Origin of the sequence: Arthrobacter sp. OAP107, assembly GCF_040546765.1 — a bacterium.
Classification (GTDB): Bacteria; Actinomycetota; Actinomycetes; order Actinomycetales; family Micrococcaceae; genus Arthrobacter.
In genome coordinates, this window is record NZ_JBEPOK010000001.1 from 42,823 (window position 1) to 65,668 (window position 22,846).

General features: G+C 68.3%; 18 protein-coding genes, 2 pseudogenes and 2 riboswitches. Of the genes and pseudogenes, 9 read left to right on the forward strand and 11 right to left on the reverse strand.

The window, feature by feature from the left end; all coding sequences use genetic code 11:
* Positions 1-119: 119 nt before the first annotated feature.
* Entirely contained in the window at positions 120-383 is a 264-nt protein-coding gene (locus ABIE00_RS00175) for a DUF4235 domain-containing protein (RefSeq protein ID WP_354255182.1), read from the reverse strand.
* A 57-nt stretch (positions 384-440) separates the two neighbouring features.
* Positions 441-992, reverse strand: a complete 552-nt coding sequence (locus tag ABIE00_RS00180; protein WP_354255185.1) for a heme-degrading domain-containing protein — start codon at positions 990-992, stop codon at positions 441-443.
* A 119-nt stretch (positions 993-1,111) separates the two neighbouring features.
* Positions 1,112-1,255: riboswitch (TPP riboswitch) on the forward strand.
* Between the two features lie 70 nt (positions 1,256-1,325).
* Here ABIE00_RS00180 and ABIE00_RS00185 point away from each other — a divergent pair.
* The 3 genes and pseudogenes from ABIE00_RS00185 (at position 1,326) to ABIE00_RS00195 (ending at position 4,397) form a co-directional block, all read left to right on the forward strand.
* Positions 1,326-1,972: pseudogene (locus ABIE00_RS00185) on the forward strand (ECF transporter S component).
* The gene (locus tag ABIE00_RS00190) at positions 1,972-3,597 is read left to right on the forward strand and encodes an ABC transporter ATP-binding protein (RefSeq protein WP_354255188.1); all 1,626 of its coding nucleotides are present in this window, start codon (positions 1,972-1,974) and stop codon (positions 3,595-3,597) included. Before ABIE00_RS00185 ends, ABIE00_RS00190 begins: the two are co-directional and overlap by 1 nt.
* A complete protein-coding gene (locus ABIE00_RS00195; RefSeq protein ID WP_354255191.1) occupies positions 3,594-4,397 on the forward strand; it encodes an energy-coupling factor transporter transmembrane component T family protein in 804 nt (267 codons plus the stop codon). The genes ABIE00_RS00190 and ABIE00_RS00195 overlap by 4 nt, the downstream gene beginning before the upstream one ends.
* A gap of 214 nt (positions 4,398-4,611) precedes the next feature.
* Here the strand turns inward: ABIE00_RS00195 and ABIE00_RS00200 are convergent, their stop codons facing one another.
* Positions 4,612-5,589, reverse strand: coding sequence for a glycoside hydrolase family 25 domain-containing protein (locus ABIE00_RS00200; RefSeq protein ID WP_354255195.1), 978 nt, complete (start codon positions 5,587-5,589; stop codon positions 4,612-4,614).
* 239 nt (positions 5,590-5,828) lie between these two features.
* On the opposite strand from ABIE00_RS00200, the pseudogene ABIE00_RS00205 reads away from it, so the two are divergent.
* The 3 genes and pseudogenes from ABIE00_RS00205 to ABIE00_RS00215 all read left to right on the forward strand — a co-directional run bounded on the left by ABIE00_RS00205 (position 5,829) and on the right by ABIE00_RS00215 (position 9,432).
* Positions 5,829-7,353 (forward strand): annotated as a pseudogene (locus ABIE00_RS00205) (UDP-N-acetylglucosamine 1-carboxyvinyltransferase).
* Between the two features lie 122 nt (positions 7,354-7,475).
* The gene (locus tag ABIE00_RS00210) at positions 7,476-8,708 is read left to right on the forward strand and encodes a glutamate--cysteine ligase 2 (RefSeq protein ID WP_354255198.1); all 1,233 of its coding nucleotides are present in this window, start codon (positions 7,476-7,478) and stop codon (positions 8,706-8,708) included.
* 178 nt (positions 8,709-8,886) lie between these two features.
* Positions 8,887-9,432, forward strand: a complete 546-nt coding sequence (locus ABIE00_RS00215) for an aspartate/glutamate racemase family protein (RefSeq protein ID WP_354255201.1) — start codon at positions 8,887-8,889, stop codon at positions 9,430-9,432.
* An 11-nt stretch (positions 9,433-9,443) separates the two neighbouring features.
* On the opposite strand, the gene ABIE00_RS00220 is transcribed toward ABIE00_RS00215, so the two are convergent.
* The 5 genes from ABIE00_RS00220 to ABIE00_RS00240 form a co-directional block, all read right to left on the reverse strand.
* Positions 9,444-12,011: an AMP-binding protein gene (locus ABIE00_RS00220; protein ID WP_354255204.1), complete on the reverse strand. Its 2,568-nt coding sequence runs from the start codon at positions 12,009-12,011 to the stop codon at positions 9,444-9,446.
* A gap of 52 nt (positions 12,012-12,063) precedes the next feature.
* The gene (locus tag ABIE00_RS00225) at positions 12,064-12,441 is read right to left on the reverse strand and encodes a YegP family protein (RefSeq protein ID WP_354255207.1); all 378 of its coding nucleotides are present in this window, start codon (positions 12,439-12,441) and stop codon (positions 12,064-12,066) included.
* A gap of 320 nt (positions 12,442-12,761) precedes the next feature.
* Positions 12,762-13,970 (reverse strand): O-succinylhomoserine sulfhydrylase, encoded by a 1,209-nt coding sequence (locus ABIE00_RS00230; RefSeq protein ID WP_354255210.1) that lies wholly within the window; start codon positions 13,968-13,970, stop codon positions 12,762-12,764.
* A gap of 1 nt (position 13,971) precedes the next feature.
* Positions 13,972-14,382: a rhodanese-like domain-containing protein gene (locus ABIE00_RS00235; protein ID WP_354255213.1), complete on the reverse strand. Its 411-nt coding sequence runs from the start codon at positions 14,380-14,382 to the stop codon at positions 13,972-13,974.
* Positions 14,379-14,687, reverse strand: a complete 309-nt coding sequence (locus ABIE00_RS00240) for a DUF1737 domain-containing protein (RefSeq protein WP_354255215.1) — start codon at positions 14,685-14,687, stop codon at positions 14,379-14,381. The genes ABIE00_RS00235 and ABIE00_RS00240 overlap by 4 nt, the downstream gene beginning before the upstream one ends.
* A gap of 13 nt (positions 14,688-14,700) precedes the next feature.
* A riboswitch (SAM riboswitch) is annotated at positions 14,701-14,815 on the reverse strand.
* Between the two features lie 206 nt (positions 14,816-15,021).
* On the opposite strand from ABIE00_RS00240, the gene ABIE00_RS00245 reads away from it, so the two are divergent.
* Genes ABIE00_RS00245 through ABIE00_RS00255 form a run of 3 tightly spaced genes read left to right on the forward strand, consistent with a single transcriptional unit; the run spans position 15,022 to position 18,984 of the window.
* Positions 15,022-16,317 carry an NtaA/DmoA family FMN-dependent monooxygenase gene (locus tag ABIE00_RS00245; protein ID WP_354255218.1) on the forward strand — a complete coding sequence of 432 codons (1,296 nt, stop codon included), beginning with the start codon at positions 15,022-15,024 and terminating at the stop codon, positions 16,315-16,317.
* A 4-nt stretch (positions 16,318-16,321) separates the two neighbouring features.
* Entirely contained in the window at positions 16,322-17,938 is a 1,617-nt protein-coding gene (locus ABIE00_RS00250) for an aromatic amino acid ammonia-lyase (RefSeq protein ID WP_354255220.1), read from the forward strand.
* On the forward strand, positions 17,935-18,984 hold the full coding sequence (locus tag ABIE00_RS00255; RefSeq protein ID WP_354255223.1) for a PLP-dependent cysteine synthase family protein: 1,050 nt from the start codon (positions 17,935-17,937) through the stop codon (positions 18,982-18,984). The genes ABIE00_RS00250 and ABIE00_RS00255 overlap by 4 nt, the downstream gene beginning before the upstream one ends.
* Position 18,985: 1 nt before the next feature.
* Here the strand turns inward: ABIE00_RS00255 and ABIE00_RS00260 are convergent, their stop codons facing one another.
* The 3 genes from ABIE00_RS00260 to ABIE00_RS00270 all read right to left on the reverse strand — a co-directional run bounded on the left by ABIE00_RS00260 (position 18,986) and on the right by ABIE00_RS00270 (position 22,829).
* Positions 18,986-19,984, reverse strand: a complete 999-nt coding sequence (locus tag ABIE00_RS00260) for an EAL domain-containing protein (protein ID WP_354255226.1) — start codon at positions 19,982-19,984, stop codon at positions 18,986-18,988.
* A 264-nt stretch (positions 19,985-20,248) separates the two neighbouring features.
* Positions 20,249-21,790, reverse strand: coding sequence for an FAD-dependent oxidoreductase (locus tag ABIE00_RS00265; RefSeq protein ID WP_354255229.1), 1,542 nt, complete (start codon positions 21,788-21,790; stop codon positions 20,249-20,251).
* Between the two features lie 106 nt (positions 21,791-21,896).
* The gene (locus ABIE00_RS00270) at positions 21,897-22,829 is read right to left on the reverse strand and encodes an aminodeoxychorismate lyase (protein WP_354255232.1); all 933 of its coding nucleotides are present in this window, start codon (positions 22,827-22,829) and stop codon (positions 21,897-21,899) included.
* Positions 22,830-22,846 lie beyond the last annotated feature (17 nt).

A 22,846-nucleotide genomic window follows, 5' to 3' on the forward strand; every position in this document is an offset into this window, starting at 1 on the left:
GAGGTCATCAGCACTGCCGGTTCAGAACGTCTATAGATTGGGCTGCCGGGCTTGGAAAAACCCAACGGGCCGGCGAAGCCAGCAGTCACAGCCCCACCCTATTCGAGGGGCCGCAGCGCCTAGACGATGTCCTGGGTCTTCGCGAAGCGGGTGATGGCCCGCTGCGTGCCGCGGTTGGCCAGCACCTGGATGACCGCGCTCACGGACGCGGAGATGAGGGCGAACGTCAGGGCTGTGCGCATCGTGGTGGGGACATCGTCCTTGTCACCCTTAGGCGGCTTCTGCCCGGTGACCTTTTCCCAGATGGTATCGACGGCCTTGGTGCCGGCGAATCCTGCCAGCAGGCTGATGCCCGTGCCAAGCAGCTTGATCAAGAAACTCATTCCGGAACTCCTCGCGTGATGAACACTGGTCTCTGCCTAGCCTATCGGCATGAAACGCTAGCCATGACCCATGGACCCGTGGATTTCCCGCAACGCCTGCACCACGAGGTCATGGTCCGCCTTTTGGGGCAGCCCGGACACCGTGACCACGGCCACCGCTCCCACGTCCCGAACATAGATGGGGAAAGCCCCGCCGTGGGCGGCGTAGATGGACTGGTCGAACCAGGCGTTGTCCTCGATCCGTCCGCCGCCGGCCCTGCCGCGCAGGCCCACCAGCAGCGACGGCTCCTCATAGCGCACGGCAGTGCGCTGCTTGGCCCGCACCCAGCCCTCGTTGTCCGGGGTGGCACCCTCGAGCGCCACGTGGAAGAGGACCTGTTCACCCTTGGTGATGTCGATGGCAATGGGGAGGTTGTCCTCCTTGCCGCGTTCAACCAGTTCCAGGCCGAGCGCCAGGGCGTCGTCCTTGCTGAACCTCGGGAACTGCAGTTCGGCGATTTCACCCTCGATCTGACCGATCAGGGCTTGCAGGGATCCCGCTGGCTGCTCCTCGGCGGAATCGGGGTCAAAGGCGGGCAGGGCAGCGCTGCCGGAGTCCTGTAGCGTCATGGCCCCAATGTACTCCGGGCGGCTGTCCCGGCCGCGCAGGAAGACTCCCGGATTGTGACGGCGGCCCCGGGATTCCGGGGCCGCCGAGGTGTAAACTGGACCAGCCCACAAGGGCAGATTTATCACGACAGGGGAGCGCCGCCGTCGGGATGCAAAGGCAAATGCCAGAGCAGCCGCGGATGGGCGCTGAGAGTGCGGACAGCCGCAGACCCTCGAACCTGATCCGGCTAGTACCGGCGCAAGGGAGTCGAGTTCTCAGAGCGCCCGGCAGCAGTGGCCCCGCCACCTGCAGCCGGGGAACGCTTTCCCCTCCTGTTCCTCAGGAGGACCATCATGACAACTGCAGCAATCAAGAAGACCAGCTATAACTGGCGCGTGGCTGACATCGTGGTGGCGGCGCTCATCGCCGTTGCCGGCGGCGTCATCTTCTGGGCCTGGTCCCAGGGCGCCAACCTCATCTCCACTCCCGTCAACGCCGTCTACCCGCCGCTCAGCGGCCTGTACGCCGGCGGCTGGATGATCCCGGCGGTCCTGGGCATGCTTATTATCCGCAAGCCCGGCGCCGCCCTGTTCTGCGAAACGGTCGCGGCCACCGGCGAGCTCATCATGGGCTCCCAGTACGGCACCACGGTGCTGATTTCCGGCGTCCTCCAGGGCCTGGGTGCGGAGCTCGTGTTCGCCGCCCTGCTGTACCGCAAGTTCAACCTCCCGGCCTCGCTGCTTGCGGGTGCCGGCGCCGGCCTGTTCTGCGGCCTCAACGACTCCTTCGCACCGTGGGGCTGGAACATCGCCTACACCGCGGGAGACAAGCTCGCGTACATCCTGTTCTGCGCCATCTCCGGCGCGGTCATCGCCGGTGCCCTGTCCTGGATCGCCACCCGCGGCCTGGCCAGGACGGGCGTACTGAGCTCCTTCCCAGGACGGGCGTACTGAGCTCCTTCGCGTCCCGCAAGGCAGCCACGGAGCCTGTCTTCTCCTGATGCCCGCACATCACGACGGCGGCGTCCGCCCCGCCGCGGTACACGCCCGCGGCTGGGGCTGGCGCCACGCCGGCCGGACCGGGCCGGCCGTCCACGCCCTGGACCTGGACATCCGACCCGGTGAACGGGTCATGCTGCTGGGCCCTTCCGGGGCCGGCAAATCCACGCTGCTTCACGCCTTGGCCGGCGTACTGGGGGACAGCGACTCCGGCGGCGGTCCGGCGGATGACGGCGGTCCACGGGGCACCGCGGCGCCGGACCCCGACGACGCCGACGAAAGCGGTGAGCTGCTCATCGACGGCGCACCGCCGCGCGCGCAGCGCGGCCGTGCCGGACTCATGCAGCAGGACCCGGAAACCCAGGTGGTGCTTTCCCGTCTGGGCGACGACGTCGCCTTCGGCGCCGAAAACCTCTCAGTCCCCCGCGAGGAGATCTGGCGCCGCGTGCACGAGGCACTGGACGACGTCGGACTCGCTCACCTGCCGCTGAACCACCCGACGTCGGCCCTGTCCGGCGGCCAGAAGCAGCGCCTGGCGCTCGCCGGGATCCTGGCGATGAGGCCGGGACTGATTCTGTTGGACGAGCCGACCGCGAACCTCGATCCCGCCGGTGTCCTGGAGGTCCGGGACGCCGTGGGCCGCTGCCTCGACAAGACCGGGGCCACCCTGGTGGTGGTGGAGCACCGGGTTGCTGCCTGGAAAGACCTGGTGGACCGCATTGTGGTTCTGCAGCCGGGGTCGGCGGCGAACGGCGCGGTGCTGATCGACGGCACGCCGGACGAGGTCCTCGAACAGGCCCGCGGGATGCTCACCGCCGCCGGCGTCTGGGTCCCGGGCTACGTTCCCGAAACCCGGCACCGCACCGCGGCCGCCGCATCCAACACCAATAGCGGCCAGCTGCTGCTCGCGGCCGAAAAGCTCGCGGTGTCGCGGGAACGTCCCCGGCGCCGCGGCTTCCGCTCCGTACCTCCGGAGCCCGTGCTGCGCGACGTCACGGCACAGGTCCGGGCGGGGGAGGCGCTGACGGTCACAGGTCCCAACGGCGCCGGCAAGTCCACCTTTGCGCTGACCCTCGCCGGGCTGCTGCCGCCGGTGGACGGCAAGGTCTCCGCGACCGTTGAGCTGAGCGGCGGCGCCGGGATCGACCCGTACAAGTGGAAGGCCGAGCACCTGATCTCACGGATCGGCACCGTGTTCCAGGAGCCCGAGCACCAGTTCGTCACCGGCCGCGTCCTGGACGAGCTGCAGTTCGGCCCACGCCACCTGGGCCACGGCGAGGAGCGCGTCGACGAACTCCTGGAGCGCCTGCGCCTCACGCACCTGGTGGACGCCAACCCCTACACCCTGTCCGGCGGTGAGAAGCGCCGGTTGTCGGTGGCCACGGTCCTGGCCGCGCACCCGCAGGTGCTGGTCCTGGACGAGCCCACGTTCGGCCAGGACGCCAACACCTGGGCGGAGCTTGCCTCGTTCCTTTCCGAACTGCTCGACGCCGGCACTGCCGTGGTGTCCGTGACGCACGACGAGGAGTTCACCCATGTGCTCGGCGGCACCGAGCTCCGGCTGGGCTCCAGGGGCCGGCCCGAGCCGCGAGCCATTGAGCCGACACCAGAACAGGCGGCGACATGAGGGAAGCGCTGACACTCGCCGGAAACCGGGCGGTGCTGACCCGAGCCAATCCGCTGGCCAAGTTCGCCGCGGTCTTCCTCGTCACTTTGGCACTGGCGCTGTCCATCGACTGGATGTCCGCCTCCGTGGCCCTCGCCTGCGAGCTGCTGGTCTTTCCGCTGGCCGGGCTCACGTTTTCGCTGCTCTGGCAGCGCGGCTGGCCGCTGATCCTGGCTGCCGCCGTGGGCGGCTGGAGCACCTCCATCCTGGCGCCGGACAGCGGAAGGATACTGCTCGACGTCGGACTCTGGTCCATGAGCGAAGGTTCCCTTCAGCTGGGGCTGGCTTTTCTGCTCCGGGGCCTGGCCATCGCCCTGCCCGCGGTGCTGCTGATGAGCTGCACCGATCCCACCGACCTGGCGGACGCCCTGGCCCAGAAGGCCCGGCTGCCGCACCGTTTTGTGCTGGGTACCCTGGCCGCGATGCGGCTGGTCGGGCTGATGGCAGAGGAATGGCAAACCATCGGCATGGCCCGGCGAGCCCGCGGCGTGGGATCGCGCGGCAACCCGTGGCAGCGCATGCGGGCCACCCTGGGGCAGAGCTTCGGCCTCATGGTCCAGGCCATCCGCCGTGCCACCCGGCTGGCGGTGACCATGGAGGCCCGCGGTTTCGGTGGTGCCAGCCGGACCTGGGCGCGTGTATCCACCTACAGCGTGCTGGACATCTGGGTGGTGCTGGGCGGAGTCCTCATCGCCGCCGGTGCCGTTGCCGCCGCGCTGTGGGCCGGCACGTGGCACATGGTGTGGCTGGAGGGCTCCTAGGAGGCTATGGCCGGGCTGGCCGCTCCATCCGGGCCTCGTTCACTGCCGGCTCCCTCTGCTCCGCCTGCGTCCTGCTCCGCCTGCGTCCTGCTCCGCCTGCGTCCTGCTCCGCCTGCGTCCTGCTCCGCCTGCGTCCTGCTCCGCCTGCGTCCTGCTCCACCTGCTTCCTGCTCCGCCTGCGCGGAGCAAACCTGGGTAAAGCCAGCCGTTGACCTCAGATGCAGGAGTGGTCGTGGTCGAAACCGTCGGCCACGAACTGCGTGAGGACCACCTTGCTTCCGGCGGTGAGGGGCGCCGCGGAACACATGTCCTTGGCCTCGGCGGCGCTGTGCGCCCCGGCGAGCCAGCTTGGCAGGGAGTAGAGGCTGCTGGCCGACCCCACCTCGCCGACGATCTGTCCCCACTGCCGGGCGGAGGAGTAGATGCCCACCCTGGCACCGATGCTGTGGAAGAAGTCCGCCATGCCTTCGAGGTCAGCCCGGTTCGCGTTCCTGTCGCCTGACCAGCTGTTGCCCGTCTCCACGTCCAGCCACCAGAGGTACGTCTCAGGTTCGGGGATGGTGCGCAGGTAGGCGTCGTCGAAGGCCTTGGCGTAGCCGTACATGTAGGCGCACGCCGCGTCTTCCTGCCCCTGGCACGTGCCGTAGGGGTTGGAGACGGTCTCGCCGCCGTACTCGTTGTTCGTCGGCCACCAGGTGCCGCGCAGCCCGGGATTGGCCGTGTTCACGTAGAGCGCCAGGCGTGGCTGCCCGGTCCCGCCTGGGGAACCATCCGCCCAGTCAAGCTGCTCGTGGAGGCACGGGTTCGTGGTGTTCGCCAGCCCGTTGTTGACCCCGACAATGGCGAACGCGGGATCGTCAGGCAGGTCGTCGCTGCACTGCGGCCAGGAAACGTCGTTGCCTGCCGGTGCATCCTCGTCGGACCCTGACGGCTGCTGCGGGGGTTGCCGGGTTGCCTGCTGCGGTGGTTGCCGGGTTGCGCGCGTTTGCGCCTGCGCTGCGCCGCCGGGACCGGCGGAAGCCCCGGGGGACGCCTGGGTGACTTCTGATCCAGATGCCGGCGGCGCGCCGTCGTCGAGCCTTGGTCCCGGGATAAATCCGACGGCGGTTGCGACGATGAAGGACAGCAGCGCTGAAGCCCGGCGCCCTTCCGGGCGCCTCCTGGTCAGGACAGCGGAGCTGAAAATGGACACGGCGGCCTCCCGTTCCCTCGCGGCCGCAACAGGTACCGCTAGCTTGCTCCCGAATGTGCTTTGGGGTCAAGGCGTGCGCCGGGGCTTGACCGGGGCCGCGGATGCCGAGACGGATTCTGTCACACCACTCCCGTCCGTTACGGAAAATTTATGCATGTAACGGGTATGTCAAGCCGCAGTAACCCGATTCGGTCGCGTCAAAGGCGACGGAATAACTCATAGCTGATATATTTTTGTGCATGACTCAACAGACCGCTGAACACGTCGGCCTCCTGCTCCGCGATGCCCGCGGGCAGAAGGGGTGGACCCAGGGCCAGCTGGCCGCGGAACTCGGCACCAGCCAGAGCGCCGTGGCCCGGATGGAACAGGGCAAACAGAACCTGAGCCTGAAAATGATCCAGCGGCTGGAAACGATCTTCGGCCGCAGCATCGTCCAGCTCGGCAAATCGCAGATGACCCACCTCCGCGTGGAAGGCGGCCGGACGCTCTCCGGTTCCGTTGATGTCAACACCAGCAAGAACGCCGGGGTCGCCCTGCTCTGCGCCAGCCTCATCAACCGCGGGACCACCACGCTGCGCCGGCTGGCCCGCATCGAGGAAGTCAACCGCATCGTGGAGGTCCTGAGCAGCATCGGCGTCGAATGCACCTGGCTCAACGACAACGACCTCCAGCTCCGCCGCCCTGCCGATCTTGATCTCGAGTCCATGGACGCCGAGGCCGCACGCCGCACCCGGAGCGTGATCATGCTGCTGGGCCCGCTGCTTGATGAGACCGATGAATACCGGCTGCCCTACGCCGGCGGCTGCGATCTGGGCATCCGCACCGTGGAGCCGCACATGCAGGCGCTGCGGCAGTTCGGCCTGTCCGTGGAGGCCAGCTCAGGCTTCTACTCCGTGCAGGCACCGCCCACCGACGACCTCGACCGGTCCTTTGTGCTGACCGAGCGCGGCGACACCGTGACCGAAAATGCCATCATGGCCGCCGCCCACCGCTGCGGCACCACGGTCATCCGCAACGCCAGCCCCAATTACATGGTCCAGGACCTCTGCTTCTACCTGCAGCGGCTGGGCGTGGAGATCGACGGCGTCGGGGACCACCACGCTGAAGATCACCGGCAAGCCGACCATCGACGTCGACATCGAATACTTCCCTTCGGAAGACCCGATCGAGGCGATGAGCCTTATCACGGCCGGCATCGTCACCAACTCCGAGGTGACCATCCGCCGCGTGCCCATCGAGTTCATGGAGATCGAGCTGGCCACGCTGGAGCAGATGGGCCAGCAGCTGGAGGTCTCCGGCGAGTACACCGCCCGCAACGGGCGCACCCGGCTGGTGGACGTGACCACCAAGCCCTCCGAGCTGCGCGCACCGGAGGACAAGATCCACCCGATGCCCTTCCCGGGGCTGAACATCGACAACCTGCCGTTCTTCGCGGTGATCGCCGGTAACGCCGAGGGCCAGACCATGATCCATGACTGGGTCTACGAGAACCGCGCCATCTACCTGACGGAGCTGAACAAGCTGGGTGCCCGGATCCAGCTGCTGGACCCGCACAGGATCTACGTCAATGGCCCCACGCGCTGGCGCGCCGCGGAGGTGGGCTGCCCGCCCGCGCTGCGCCCCGCCGCGTGCCTGCTGCTGGCCATGCTGGCGGCCCGCGGCGTGTCCGAGCTGCGCAACATCTACGTCATTGAGCGCGGGTACGAGGACCTGGCCGAGCGGCTCAACACCATCGGTGCCAAGATCGAGTACTTCCAGGACTGACCCCTCCTCCAGCGCGAACGTACACTTGGGGCCCCTTTAACCACCCGGTTTAGGGCCACAAGTGTACGTTCGCGCTTCGTCATGTCGGGGACGTTTTCGCTGGCCTGGCGCACAATGTAGGCATGCGGACTTTTGGCGTGGAGGAAGAGCTCCTGATCGTTGATCCGGGCAGCGGGGAACCGCTGGCGCTCGCCGATGCCCTGTTGGCGGGCCGCAAACTCGCCGCCGACGACGCTCCGGGCAAGCCCCGGCTGGTGAAGAAAAAGGCCGAAACCAAGTGCGACGACGACGAGATGGGCTTGAGCGCCGAACTCAAGCTTGAGCAGATCGAGACGCAGACACGCCCCTGCCTCGAGCACGCGGAACTGCTGCGCCAGATCCGCGCCGGACGCGCACTGGCGGATGACGCCGCACAGGTCCACGGCGCGCGGATCGCCGCCCTGGCCACCTCACCGCTGGCCCTGTCCAGCCACACGACGCCGGATCCGCGCTACGCCAGGATGCTGGAACGGTTCGGCCTGACCGCCCAGGAACAGCTCACCTGCGGATTCCACGTCCACACCTACATCGAATCCCCGGACGAAGGCGTGGCCGTGCTGGACAGGATCCGGGACAAGCTGGCCGTCCTGATCGCGCTCAGCGCCAACTCCCCGTTCTGGAACGGCCTGGAGACCGGCTTCGAGAGCTACCGGACGCAGGCGTGGAACCGCTGGCCGTCGTCGGGCCCGTCCGCCATCTACGGCAGCCTGTCCTCCTACCGCCGCGTGGTGACCCGGCTGCTGGACAGCGGCGTGGTGCTGGACGAGGGCATGATCTACTTCGACGCGCGGCTCTCCCGGAACCATCCCACCGTGGAGGTGCGGGTGGCCGATGTCTGCCTCCGCGCCGAGGATGCAGCGCTGATCGCCGTCCTGGTCCGTGCGCTCGTGGAATCGGCCTGCCGGGAATGGCGCGAGGGTGTGGATCCGGCGCCCGTGCCCACGGTGCTGCTGCGCATGGCGGCATGGCAGGCCAGCAACTTCGGCCTGCGCGGTGAGCTGCTGGACTTCGGCAGCTTCCGGCCGGCGCCCGCCGAGGACGTGGTCCGTTCGCTGGTCGACTACCTGGAACCGGTGCTGGCCGAGAACGGGGAGCTGGACCTGGCCCGGCGGGGAATCGAGGAGATCTTCGCGCGTGGCACCGGCGCCGCTGAGCAGCGCACGGTCCGTCAGGCGGTGCTGGACAAAACAGAGCCCGACGACGGCGGGCTGGGCGCCGTCGTCGCACACGCCGTGCGGGCCACCCACAAGGGCGAGGGGTATGTCGGTCCCGACAACGAGGAAGCCCCCGAACTACTGCGCGTCCGCCAGCGCTGACCGTCACCCCCAGGCGCGAAGGAACACTCAAGCCTCATCCCTGGAGCGCGAACAGGCAGGTAATGCCCTCAAAACGCGCGTTTGAAGGCATTACCTGCCAGTTCGCGCGTGGTAATCCGCCTGAAATGTCGGCTGGTTAGTGTGACATCACAAGAACCGCCCGGGGAAGGAACGGACCATGCGCGTAGGAATCATCAGGGCTTTGACCACCACGGACAGGCGGCTGCTCAACTCGCACGGCAAGCTGCTCCGCGACACCTTCGGCTTCGATGTCACGTCGCGGTGCATTCCGGACCAGCCGTCCGGAGTCCACGACGCTGACTCGCTGCGGCGCGCGGCGCCGAAGGTGGTTGAACTGGCGCTGGAGATGGCGCCGGACGTCGACGCGCTGGTCATCAGCTGCGCTGCCGATCCCGGGCTGCCGGAGGCGCGTGCCCTGCTGGATATCCCCGTGATCGGTGCCGGTTCCGCGGCTGCGGCGGCGGCCCTCGCCTTCGGCGGCAGGGCGGGTGTACTGGGCCTCAAGCACTCGGTACCAGGCTCCATTTCTGATGCCCTCGGCGACAGGATGCTCCTGATCGACGGCCCCGAAAGCGTGGAGACGCCGGAAGCCTTCCTGCTGCCGACAGGAATCTTCGACGCGCTTCCCGTGATCGACCCCGTCACCGCGGCCGGCTCCATGCTGGTCTCAGCCGTGGCCTCCCGCGAGCTGCAGACAGTCTGAGGGCCATCTGTTCAGGAGCAGCGGACCCCGGCCCGGCCGAACCGGCGGCGAAGCGTGGCCCGGCTGGTCCGGCCCACCAGCCCCATGACGCGCGTGCACACTGCCCAGTAGGCCACCCCGGCCGCCAGCGATGCGGCCACAGCAAGTGCCGGGCTGACGGCAACCAGCAGCGGGTAGACCAGCCAGTGCACGAGGTATGCGTAGAGGGAGGCGCTGGCCAGCAGGACCGCCAGCCGCTGCAGCCCCCTGGGTACGGGGATGGTGGGCAGCCACGTGAGCACCAGGATTCCGGCAACGAGCGTCAGCTCGCGGTGGTTGTCTCCGAAGAAGTATCCGGGGACAGTGAGGACGGCGAGGATCGATACCGCACACCGCTGGACCCAGGTCCGGGTCCGGGCAACGGCCCAGCCCAGGGCAAACAGCCACAGGGTGGGCGACGGGTGGGGGATGCCGGGATCAACGATGTCATAGCGCGAGAGCAGCGCCAGACCGGTGAGGGCAAGCGGAAAAAGCAGGGGGAACCGCCGCTCCGCCCGGTCCGCCCAAGGTATGGCCAGCAGGGCCGTCATGGCCAGGAGAATGTAGACCAGCACCTCGATGAACCAGAAGTGCCACTGCGTGGTCACGGCTTCGGGGCCAACGATCGAATTCAGTAGCAGGACATTGGCCAGGGTGTACCGGTCGGTGATCAGGTAGGCCACTCCGATGAAGGCCATGCTGGGCACCGCCACGCGTGCCAGGCTGCTGAGTTGGCGCCTGAACCGGGGAAGCCGCTCCCCGGTGAGCTGGAAGCGGGCGAAGTTGTACCCGGCAACCGCCATGAGCACATGGGCCATTCCCGGCCATTTCATCAGCCCCACGTGGGTGCCCACGATGAGCACAATGGCCACGGCCCTGAGCACGATGCTGGTTTCGAGCGGGGCAAAGAACCGCCGCATCTTCCCGGCAGGCTTCTTCCCCGCGCGCTGCTCCAGGACGCGGACCGGCGTGACGTGCCAGTCCGCCGGGAGGTGGCCCAGCAGCTGCTCCAGGCGGACGGACGTTGCCACGTAGGACAGCGAGTCGCCGCCGAGCGAGACGAACGTGTCGCCATCGCCGATGTCGGTGCGCTCCAGGGTGTCGCGGAAGATCCGCCGCACGTCGTCCGGTCCGCTGCCGGGCCCGACGGCGGAACCCGGGCCGTGTGCCGAGGCTTCCGGCAGCGCCCGTTTTGAAAGCGCCAGGACCGCCGGGTAGTCCACCTTGCCGGTGGCCAGGCGGGGGAGATGCCCGACGCCGTGCAGCTCCAGGGCCGCACGGGGCAGACCGATGCCCTGCGACAGGACTTTGGCCAGCAGATGAGTGTCGTGGTCCCCCTCGACCGCGACGACGAGGCCCTGGTCCGTGCCTGCGCTCGCCGCTTCAACCCCCAGGTCGGCCAGGATCCGCTCCACCTGGCCGAGGTCAACCCGGAGGCCGACGATTTTGACGAACCGGCTGCGCCGCCCCACCACCTCGTAGACGCCGGACGGGTGCTTCCTGGCCAGATCCCCGGTACGGAGTTCGTGGACCATGCGGCCGGCGCCGAGATCCTCCGGAGTCTCCGCATAGCCGAGCATGACGTTGGGGCCGGTGTAAACGAGTTCGCCGTGCTCGAGGCCGGCTACCGGCTCGATGCGGAAGGCGCCGCCCGGCACGGGGATGCCGATGGCGCCGGGGTGCCCGGCGGCCAGCCTGGGCGGAAGGTACGCCATCCGGGCGGTGGCCTCCGTCTGGCCGTACATGACGAACAGTTCCCAGCCCTTCCGGCGGCCGAGTTCGGCGTAGCTTTGCACGCGTTCGGGGGCGAGCCGGCCGCCGGCCTGGGTGACATACCGCAGGCGGGGAAGGTCCATCCCGGCAAAGCCCACCCGCTCCAGCAGTTCGAAGGTGTAGGGCACCGCCGCGAAGGACGTCGCGCCGGCGGTGCGGAAAAGCTCCCAGAAGCACAGATCAACTACTGACAGATCGGTGAGCACCAGGCCCGCACCGCGAAGCAGGTGGCTGTTGATCACGGACAGCCCGTAGCAATAGGACATCGGCAGGGTGGTGGCGGCGCGGTCTTCCGGGCCGATGCCCAGGTACTCGGCAATCGACTCCGCGTTGGCTTGCAGATTGGCGGCGGACAGGCGCACCAGCTTCGGCGAGCCGGTGGAACCGGAAGTGCTGAGCAGAAGCGCCAGGTCCGGATGGAGTTCGTGCGCGGTGCCTGCCCTGCGTTCCTCGAACAGCGTTTGTCCGTTCGCGGAGCGCAGCACCACATCGGGGTCGTACGCGGCCACCAGCGACTCGAGCGCCGCCGGCTTGTCTTCCGGAAGCAGGATCAGCGGGTGGCCGCCAACCAGGGCGGCGAGGTAGGCCACCAGCGAGTCGACGTCGTTCGCCGCGGCCAGTGCCACCAGGCGCCGCTGGGTGCCCAGGCGGAGCGCGAGGGCATCGACCCTGCCGGCCAGTTCCCGGTAGGTGAGAGTGAAATCGTCGGTCTGAATTGCGGGCCTGTCCCCATGGCCTGCGAGATCGGCGGCGAAGGGCACCCGCGCGAAATCAAGCTGCGTGGTCACCGGAAGAGGATATTAGTTAAGCCTTACCTAAGTAAAACCGGCCAGGTGCCTGTTACGCCGCCCCGGTCCACCGGGTCGGCGCTGCCGCCGGACGGCGGAGCGGCGAACCGGTGGCATCCGACGGCGTGCGCTTCGCGCCGAATCCCTGCCGGCGGTGGTCGGCCCGTGCCGGGAGAGGCGCCTGTTTGGGGGCTGATGCGCGGGCGGGGGCCGGCTCCTGCACAGCGCCGGCTGTCACCTGGGATGCGGCCGGGGAGAGGTCCGTGATGAGCCCCGTTCCTGCGCATTCGCGGACGTTGGCGATCCCGGCCGCAGCCGCACGCTTGTCCTCGAAGGGAGCGGAGATGGCCAGCACGGTTCCATCGGGGGCCTTCAGCCGGAACCGGAACTGGGACTCTGCATCAACAAATACTTCAAATACTCCGGCCATGGCGGTCCTTCCGGTCAGGGAGGCTGCACGCAGCGTCGTCGCGGCCGCGGCCCCGAACGCATCGCTGCGTCTGTCCTTGGGTGGGGTGCTGAACCGATAGGGGTTTCATCGGCCCATCGGTGTTCTTAGAGTCTGCCCAGCGCACATGGACCCTACAAGACCATCCATGTAAACCCTGGGTAAACCCTGCCCGTCCATCCACTAAACCGTGCGGGCGTGCCGTTCTCAAGGATGCCCGAAACGAAGGGACGCGCAGCGCAACGCACGTTCACAGCCTGCCATTGGAGGTAAGAAACAGGCGGCCCCGAAGGGCGGAGAGGTCAGATCTGCTTGAGCGCCTGCTCCAGGTCCGCGATGAGGTCATCGGCGTCCTCGAGGCCGACGGACAGCCGCACCACACCGTCACTGAGCCCGATCGCTGCACGTCCTTCAGGACCCATGGCCCGGTGCGTCGTGGTGGCGGGGTGGGTGATCAGCGACTTGGCATCGCCCAGGTTGTTGGAGATGTCGATGATCTTCAGGGCGTCCAGCAGCGCAAAGGCGGCTTCCTTGCCTGACTGGCCTGCCGTCGTCGCAAGTTCCAGCGTGAGGACGGTGCCGCCGGCCTTCATCTGCCTGGCCGCCAGCTCGAACTGCGGGTGCGACTTGAGCAGCGGGTACTTGACCCAGCTGACGGCAGGCTGGGTTTCCAGCCATTCGGCCAGGCGCAGCGCCGTGGCGGAGGAGTGGTTCACGCGCAGCGACATGGTCTCCAGGCCCTTGGTGAGGACCCAGGCATTGAAGGAGGAGAGCGCCGGCCCGGTATGGCGCATGAGCTGCTTGACTGGGCCGTCGATGAATTCCTTGGTGCCCAGGATGGCCCCGCCCATCACGCGGCCCTGGCCGTCGATGTGCTTGGTGCCGGAGTAGACGATCACGTCCGCCCCGAGGTCCCCGCAGCGCTGCAGCAGCGGGGTGGCGAAGACGTTGTCCGCCACCACCTTGGCGCCGGCGGCGTGGGCGAGTTCGCTGACCGCAGCGATGTCCACGATTTCCTGCATGGGATTGGACGGGGATTCGAAGAAGACCGCCGTGGTGGGCACCGAGAGGGCAGTGCGCCATTGCTCGAGGTCCGGACCGTCCACGAATACGGTCTCCACACCCCAGCGCGGCAGGATCTCGTTGAGGATCACGAAGCAGGAGCCGAACAAGGAACGGCTGGCGACCACACGGTCTCCGGCGCCGAGCAGGGCACCCAGGGCGGTGAAAACGGCAGCCATGCCGGACGCCGTCGCAAAGCACGCCTCGGTGCCTTCGAGCAGGCGGAGCCGCTCCTGGAAGGTGGCCACTGAAGGGTTGCCGTAGCGCGAGTAGACGAAGCGTTCGTCCTCGCCGGTGAAGGCGCGCTCCGCGGCCGCGGCCGACTCATAGACGAACCCGGAGTTCAGGAAGACCGGTTCGGTGGTCTCTTGGAAATTGGTGCGGTCCAGCCCGCCGCGGACGGCCTGGGTATCGGGGCTCCAGCCGGCGGCGTCGTGATTAAAGGTCAACTTAGTTCTTTCCCAGGTTCGTCGGCAGTCCGCGGTTCTTCCATCCGTTCACGGTGCGCTCACCGTAGCGGTCGGGCTCGCCCTCGAAACCTTCGAGGACGTTGTAGGCCGTGAAGCCGGCCTGCGTGGCAGCGGTGGCGGCGGCGATGGAGCGCTGGCCGGAGCGGCACAGGAACAGCAGCTCCACCCGGGTGTCCTCAGGCGCCTGCTGCTTCAGCTGCTCGACGAAGTCGGGATTGGGAATGCCGCCGGGAAAGGTCCACTGGATGAAGAGCGGATCGTTCTCCGTGGCCGCGGTGTCCGGAATGCCGATGTGCGCCCATTCGCCCTCGGTCCGCACATCCACCAGGATGGCACCGTCCTCGAGCTTGGCCCACGCATCCTGCGGGGTGAGGTCTCCGGCGTAGCTCATGCGTGGCCCTCGTATGCTTCTTCGCTGAGGTCCTCGTCGGAGTCCAGCCGGTCAACGGCGGTGGCGACGGCGGCATCCGCGGTGGCGATGGCGGCTGGCAGGATGACGGCCTGGGCCACGATGACGCTGGTGCCGTTGAAGGTGGCTGCCGGGCTGCCGTGCAGGACGTATCCTTCGCTCAGGGCAGCCGAGATGCGTTCACAGAACGAGCGGTCGTCCGGCCCAGTGATCAGGCGGTAGGACAGCTTTTCCTCAGGTTTATCCTGCTGGGATGACAGCGGTGCAACGGCGGGGGCGTCTGACACGACGGATCTCCTTTTCTCACGCTTGCAGCTCGAAGGGGTCGATATGCCGAGTATTCACCTGAGGCACCCCGCCGTGGAAGGAGGGTTGCCGACCGGCCAGTCAGGGCTTAATGCCGGTACTCATTACTCCCCAAAAACGTAACACTGACGACGGCGGCGCGCACCGCGGCCGTCGTCATGTTCCGTAACGCACCCAACAGCTGGTCATGGCAGTGACCCTGGCATGCGGTTACAAAGCCAGTGGCCGGGAGGATAATGACGGGAGATGAACCGCCGTAACGCCGGATGAAACCAGGCCACAGTGAATGATTCGACCCCGAATACAGTGACTCCCATGCTGCACTTTGGATGGTTTGTGGGCCATGGCTTCGGGGTCCAGGGCTGGGGCACGCCCGGCTACGGAATCGGCTATGACTGGAAGAAGCCCGCCCCCTACCAGCACGCCGTCCGGGAGTTCGAGCGGGCGGGGCTGGACCTGTTCATCATCGAGGACTCGCTCACCGTCCCCGACACCTACGGCGGCAGCGCTGAGGTTTCGCTGGCGCAGGCGTCCTTTGCGCCGAAGCATGATCCGCTGGCACTGGTGCCGTATCTGCTCTCCGCCACGGAACACCTGGGCATTGTGCCCACCATCAGCGCGTCCTTCTATCCGCCGTTCACCGCCGCCCGGCTGCTGGCCACGCTGCAGCACTTCTCCAACGGGCAGCTGGGCTGGAACGTGGTGACCTCCGGCAGTGACCTTGCCGCGCAGAACTACGGGCTGGACCAGCAGATCGAGCACGACCTCCGCTACGAGAAGGCAGAGGAGTTCGTGGACGTTGTGCGCAAGCTCTGGCGCAGCTGGGAACCGGACGCCATCCGGGAGGACGCAGGGGCAGGAATCTTCGCGGACCACACCAAGGTCCGGCCGATCCACCATGACGGGGAGTTCTTCAAGGTCCGGGGACCGCTGAACACGGCGCCCCTGCCGGAGGAACCGGTGCTGGTGCAGGCGGGGGCATCCCCGCGGGGCAAGGCCTTCGCCGGTGCAAATGCGGATGTCGCCATTGCCCTGGCCCGCGGCGTGGACGGCATGAAGGCCTACCGGGACTCCATCCGCGCCGAAGCCGCCGGGGCCGGCCGGAACCCCGACGACGTCAAGGTGCTGTTCGTCCTCAAACCCACCGTGACCGGTTCCACGGCCGAAGCGGAGGAGCTGAGGGCTGCCCGCCGGGAGCTCACGCAGCGGGACATCGACAGCCAGCTCAACTCGATCTCCTACCTCTCCGTCATCGACTTCAAGCAGTTCGACCTCGACGCGCCCCTTCCCGAACTCAGCACCAACAGCAACCGGGGCACCCTCGAACATTTCTCCAAGGCCGCTCCGCCGGGGTCCACCCTGCGGCAGATCCTGCAGGCCCGCAGCGGCGGTGCCGGTGACAGCATCATCGGCACCGCCGAGGAAATCGCGGATTACCTCGAAGAAACCGGGGCCGAAGTGAGCGGCGACGGGTTCCTCTTCTCCGGCTTCGTGGACCCGGCCACTATTCACGGCGTGCTGGACCGGCTGGCACCGGTGCTCCGCCGTCGGGGACTGCTGCGGACAAGCTACGGCGACGGCGGCTTCCGCCGGAACCTGCTGGACTTCTAACGCCATGGCACGGGCCGATGCGCGCGGCACGTTCCTGATCGGCACGGCACACATCCGCGCCGACGACGTGGCCGAAGCGGCAACCGATCCCGCGGTGGAGGTGGTGCTCAGTGCTGAGGCCCTCGAGCTCGTGGGCTTGTCCCGCGACGTGGTGCAGGCAACCATCGTTTCCGGCCACCGGGTCTACGGCCTCAACACCCTGCTGGGCTCCGGGCGGGACACGGCCGTGGAGCAGGAATCCATCCTCGACTACCAGCTGCAGGTGGTGCGCTACCACCACAGCGGCGTCGGCGAGCTGCTCGACCGGGACCAAATCCGCGCCCTCATCCTGGCCAGGCTCATCGGGTTCACCCGGGGAGGCTCGGGGGTGCGTCCGGAAACTGCCCGGTTCTACGCCGAGCTGCTGAACAGGGGCGTGCTGCCGGCGGTTCCGCGTGACGGGTCCGTCGGCTCATCGGACCTCACCCAGCTGGCGGCGGTTGCCGCCGTCGCCATCGGGGAAGGGCAGGCGCTGACTCCCCGCGGCGGCCTGCAGGACGGCGCGGAGGCGCTCACCGCCGCCGGGCTGGAACCGCTGGTCCTCGCTCCCGGTGAGGCCCTGGCGCTGGTCAGCGCCAACTCCTATTCAATCGGCGCCGGCGCGCTGGAGCTCCGCCGCGCCCGGTGGCTCGCAGACCTGGCGGACACCGCGCTGGCGCTCTCGCTTGAGGCCACTGCAAGGTACGACGGCGGCGGGAACCTCAGCCCGTTCTCGCCGGCTGTCCAGTCGGCCAAGGCGGTGGACGGCCAGCGCGTCTCGGCGGCCAACGTCCGGCGCCTGGTCCGCGGCGGCTGGCTCGAGGACCCGCGGCGGCAGGTGTCCGTCCAGGATGCCCTGTCCTTTCGCGCGGCGCCGCAGACCCACGGAGCGTTCCGGGCCCAGGTCACCGCCCTGGCCGAGGCGCTCGAGGTGGAGCTCAACGGCCGGGGCGATAACCCGCTCGCGGACATAGCCTCCGGCCGGATGGTGTCCGGCGGGAACTTCCAGCCCATGCAGCTCGCCCTCGCGTTCGAGGCGCTGCGGCTGGGACTGGCCCATGTGGGAATCAGCAGCGAGCGGCGGATCGCCAAGCTTTACCCGCCGCAGCGCCTGATCCGGCAGCTCAACCTCGAGGCGGCCCGGGCCGGCACGCCGCTCGCGTCCGAAGACCTGCCGGGGCTGCTCTGGTACTCCGCAGCAGGACTGCTGGCGGAGCTGAAATTCCTGGCGGCACCAGCCACGCTCGGAGCGCCCACCCTTTCCGCGGACGTGGAGGACCACTCCACGCTGGCCCCGCTGGCCCTCCAGCAGCTGGAGCGCTCGGTGGAGGCCGCGGCGAAGCTCCTCACCATCGAGGCGCTGACGGCTTCCTACCTTTTGGCGGAGGCACAGGACACGGACGGGCGGGAGGCCGAAACCCGGCAGCTCGGAGCCGGCACCCGCGCGGTTGTGGTGAAGCTGTCGGAGCTGCTGGCCGGGCAGTTGCCGGCGGCAGTACTGGTGGAGCGTGCGCGTGCCGCGCTGGGGGATTTGCTGGCAGGACTGCCCGAATTACAGATACCCGGTCCGGGAAGTCCGGAGGATGGGGGAGGAGAAGCATGACCACTCTGACAGGGAGCGGCCACCAGCCCAGGCACGTGGCGCCGATAGTGCATCCGGGCATGGATGCCGAAGCTGTGCTGGCACGCGTGGGGAACACTCCGCTGGTGCCGCTGGAGGTGCTGGGCCGCGGCCTGGGAAGCGCAGTCTTCGTCAAGCTCGAATCGGAGAACCCGGGCGGTTCCATCAAGGACCGGACCGCGCTGAGCATGGTCCGCGCGGCGGAAAGCAGCGGTGAGCTGCAGCCCGGCGGGACCATCGTGGAAAGCACCTCCGGGAACACCGGAATCGGGCTGGCACTGATCGGGGCGCTGACCGGCCATCCCGTGGTGGTGGTCACCGGTGATTCCATCTCGTCCGAAAAGCTGGAGGCCCTGAACCGGTACGGGGCGCGGGTGGTGTTCACGGACTGGAGCGCGCCCTCGGATTCACCGGAGAACGCGCGGGCGGTCGCGGCCCGGATCACCGCCGAAATCCCCGGCGCGTGGCGTCCGCTCCAGTTCGACAACCGGGCCAACCCGCGGGCGCACTACGAGGGAACGGCGCCGGAAATCTGGGAGCAATCGGGCGGCCGGGTGACGCACTTCGTCGCGGGCGTGGGCACTGGCGGCACCATCACCGGGAACGGGCGGTACCTCAAGGAGAAGTCCGGCGGGCACGTAGAGGTGGTCGGCGCGGACCCCTACGGTTCGGTGTACAGCGGCGGGCATCCGGGCCAGATCCTGGTGGACGGCGTCGGCAACTCGTGGCCCAAGCCCGACTGGCCGAAGGTCTTCGACCGCGGCCTGCTGGACCGGTTCCTGCGGATTCCGAACGACGAGGTGTACACCACGCTGCACCGGCTGCTCAACGACGAAGGCCTGTCCCTCGGGCCGTCGTCGGGACTGACGGTGGCGGCGGCGCTCCGGGTGGCCAGGGCGGCACCGCACGGGTCGGTGGTGGTGGCGATCGCCCCGGACACGGGCGCCAACTACCAGAGCAAGGCCTTCAACCCGGCATGGCTGGCGGACAACCACATCCGCCTGGCCACGGATTTAGCGGAGGACTAACTCAGGAGGCCGTGCCGCTGGTAGCCGTCTCGCTCTCGGAACGGATCCAGGCATTCCAGTCCAGCGGATGGACGGAGGGCCTGCCCAGCAGGTAACCCTGCGCGGCAACCATGCCGAGTTCGGTCACGGCCTCCAGTTCCTCCGGCGTCTCCACGCCTTGGGCGCCGAGCGCGGCATCGATGTACCGGGCGAGTTCACCCATGGCGGCAGCCCGCAGCCGCTGGCCCGGGGAGTCCTCGATGCCCGCGATGAAGCTGCGGTCCAGCTTGATGATGTCGGGATGAAGTTCCAGGACCTGGTCCATGGACGTGAAGCCAGCCTCGGCGCCGTTCACGGCGATCCGCAGCCCGCGGCGCCGCAGCGGAGCGAGGGCGGCCGTCAGCGACGCGTACTGCTCGAGGGGGATCGAACCGTTCAGGTCGATGACCATCCGGTCCAGGGCGAGCTGGGAATGCTCCAGCAGCCCCGGGATCCGTGGGTCCGCGCACGTTGCCGGCGTCAGGTTCAGGGCGATGAACATGTGGTCGGGCACAGCCTGGGCCGCAGAAAGAGCCCGGTGCAGAGCCGCGAGTTCAAGGTCGGTGCCCAGCCCGACGGATTCTGCCTCAGTGAACCAGTGGTCCGCGCTGGCACCGTCGTCGCTCACGAACCGGGTCAGGGCCTCGACTCCGATCACGTGCCCCTCCGGAAGCCGGCGGATCGGCTGGAACGCGGTCATCAGCATCTTGTCGGCAAGGATGGCTTCGATCCGGTTCCTGCTGCGCCGGGTGAACGGCACGGGCTCGGGCGCAGCCACGGCTTGGGGCCGCTCTGCCACCGGGATGGCGCCGTTTTCGGCGTTGGCCAGCCCTGTGGTGACGGTGAGGTGCTCGAGCAGCACGTGTTCGGGATTATCCGGATGGGCCTCGCACAGGGCGCGCAGTTGCGCGCGGGTCCACTCGGTGGCCGGATCTGACTCGGCGAGCAGTTCGGCAATGATCTGGTGGGCTTGCCAGCGCACAGAAACTTCCCCCATGTCCCCCGGCAACACTGCCTGGGCCCCCCAGCCCGTGGGTAATGAGTTTGTCAATGCGTGCAGGGAGTTGTCATCCCGGGACATCGGCTATTCCTTTATACGTACTCATTCCGGCTGAGCCCGGAACCAGGCCACGTACCATCACCGCCGCGGGACGCGGGCAGTGGCCGTGGAAGAAGAGTACAACGCGGGGCACCGGCTTGTCCCGCATTTTTTTGACCGGTGCCAATTCGTTACTGGTCCCGTTCGTTACTCGGGCTGGCCCGCCCCGGGCTCCCCGCCGTGAGCGACTAACTTCCGGGTGACCAGGTCCTTCGTGGCCGGGCCTTGTATGACCGACCCGTCGAGGGCGAAGCGGGAACCGTGGCAGGGGCAGTCCCAGCTCTTGTCGGCGGCGTTGAAGCCTACGGTGCAGCCCAGATGCGTGCAGATGGCCGAGACGGCGCGGACCTGCCCGCCGGGATCCGTGTAGACGGCGGCGGGGCCGCCGTCGAGGTCCAGGACTGCACCCGCCCCCGGCGGCGGGAGTGTGAGGCCGCGTGGAGGCGGCTCTGCCTGGGCGGGAGCGGCGGGAGCGGCGGCGCCTGGAAGCGGCGAATTCCCCGACGCCGGTGTGCCCCGGCTGCTGTCGAACACCGCCGCCCACGGGTTGTTGCGGCCGGAGAGCACGTCGGTGAGGATCAGTGCCGCGGCTGTGCCGTTTGTCAGCCCCCACTTCCGCAGTCCGGTGATGACGTGCACGTGCTTGGCCTCGGGTGACAGGAGTCCGACATACGGCAGCCCGTCCACCGGCATCACGTCCTGCGTGGACCAGCGAAAAGCCGGCTCGCCAGCACCGAGCTGTTCGCGCGCGAAGGCCGCGAGGCGGCCGTACCGGCTGGCGGGATCGCCGCCGTCGGACGCCCTATGGCCCTCGCCTCCGGCGAGCACGAAGCTGGCACCGTCGATGGCAGCCGTCAGGATCGACCGCATGGGTTCGTCGGCGCCGATGAAGGTGGCGTCGGGGGCTGGCCCTTCCGCGCGGCTGGCGACGATGTAGGACCGGTGGAGGTAGCACCGTGTATCGAACCGTCCTTCGTCTCCGAACGGCACGTTTGTGGCCATGATGACTTCCCGGGCCCGGACAGTGCCGGTTTCCGTGGTGACGATGGCCGGGGAGCCGTCCCGGAAGGACAACGCGCGGGATTCCTCGAACACGAAGCTCCCGCCGCCGTCAACGGAGCGGGCCAGCCCCTGCAGGTACCGGGTGGAATGGAACTGCGCCTGGTCGTCGAAGCGCACCGCGCCCCTGACCGGGAACGGGAGCGGCACGTCGGTGGTGAAAGTTGAGGGAAGCCCCAGCCGGGCGGCGTGCCCGGCCTCCGCCCGGACCAGTTCCAGGGTCCTCTCGGATTCCGCGTAGGTGTAGTTGGCGACCCGGCGGAATCCACAGTCGATGCCTTCCTCCGCGACAGTGCGGGCAATGTGCTCCACCGCTGCCTGGTTGGCCTGGCCGTACGTGTGGGCGGTGGAGTCACCGTGGTTGCTGGCCAGTTCCGTGTAGGCGAGCCGGTGCAGCGAGGTTACCTTGCCCGTGGTGTGGCCCGTGACGCCGGTCCCCACCCGGGCGGCCTCGAGCACCGCCACAGTCTGCCCGGAACGTTTGAGGGCCAGGGCCGCCGTCAGTCCCGCGACGCCGCCGCCGATGACGGCAACATCAACGTCGACGTCGCTGTCCAAGGAGGGGTAGCCGGTGGTGCCGGCCGTGGCCGTCCAGAGGGATACCGGCCTGCCGGGCAAGAGCCCGTTCATGACGCTGGATACCGCATGCGATTGCCTCCCTGAGGCAGACCATACCCCTGCCGCCCCCCGGCGGGGAATGCCCCTGGCTGTGGCTCCGGTCCCCGGAGGCTTGGTGCTAATCGATTCCGGCGAACAGTTCGTTCAGTTCGGCGGTCAGCTGCTTGCGCAGCGCCGGTGTGCCGATTTCACGGCCGTCGATGTGGTTGACCGGCGCCAGGAGGCGGATGCTGGAGATCAGCCAGACTGCGTCGGCATCGGTCAGGTCCTGCGGCTTCAGCGGACCGTAGCCCAGTTCCCAGCCGGCCGCCTTGGCGGCGGCGAACAGGGCACCCTGTGACGTTCCGGGGAGGATGCCGCTGTCCAGCTGCGGCGTGACGAGGCGCTTGACCGGTGTTCCGGCGTCGTTCTTCTCCACGTTCGCCAGCAGCACTGTGGACGTGGGTCCTTCCAGCACGCGGCCGTCCGAGGACGTGAAGATGACGTCGTCCGCGCCCTGCTTGTGGGCGTGGCGCAGCGCGGCCATGTTCACCGCGTAGGACAGGGTCTTCGCGCCGAGCAGCAGCCACGGGGCACGTTCGGCCGCGTCGCTGTCGTAGCCGCGGTCAAGGAGGATGACGTCGATGCCGGTCTCGCGCTGGCGCCAGCTTGCCGCGGCCACGGGGGAGACCTGCACCCAGCAGGTGGGGGCGGCGGCGCCCTCGATGCCGCGGGTGACGATGAGTTTGACCACTGCCTCATCCAGTTCCGGGGACGGCGCCGGGTTGTCGGAACGGAACGCCGAGACGCCCGTCTCCACGGCGCGGCGCCAGTCGTCCTGCCCCGGAATCTCAAGGTCCAGCGCCTGCGCCGAGCGGGCCAGGCGGTCCAGGTGGGCCTGGATCTTCCGCGTGTGGCCGGCGACGGCGAGCATGGACTCGAATACCCCGTCACCGCGGGTGGCACCCAGGTCAGTGGCCATCAGCTGCGGCTTTTCGGGGTCGGCGAGCCGGCCGTTCTGATAGTCCGGATCCAGGAACACCAGCACTGTGTGGGAGGTACGAGAGGTCATGCCTCAAGCTTAGTGCG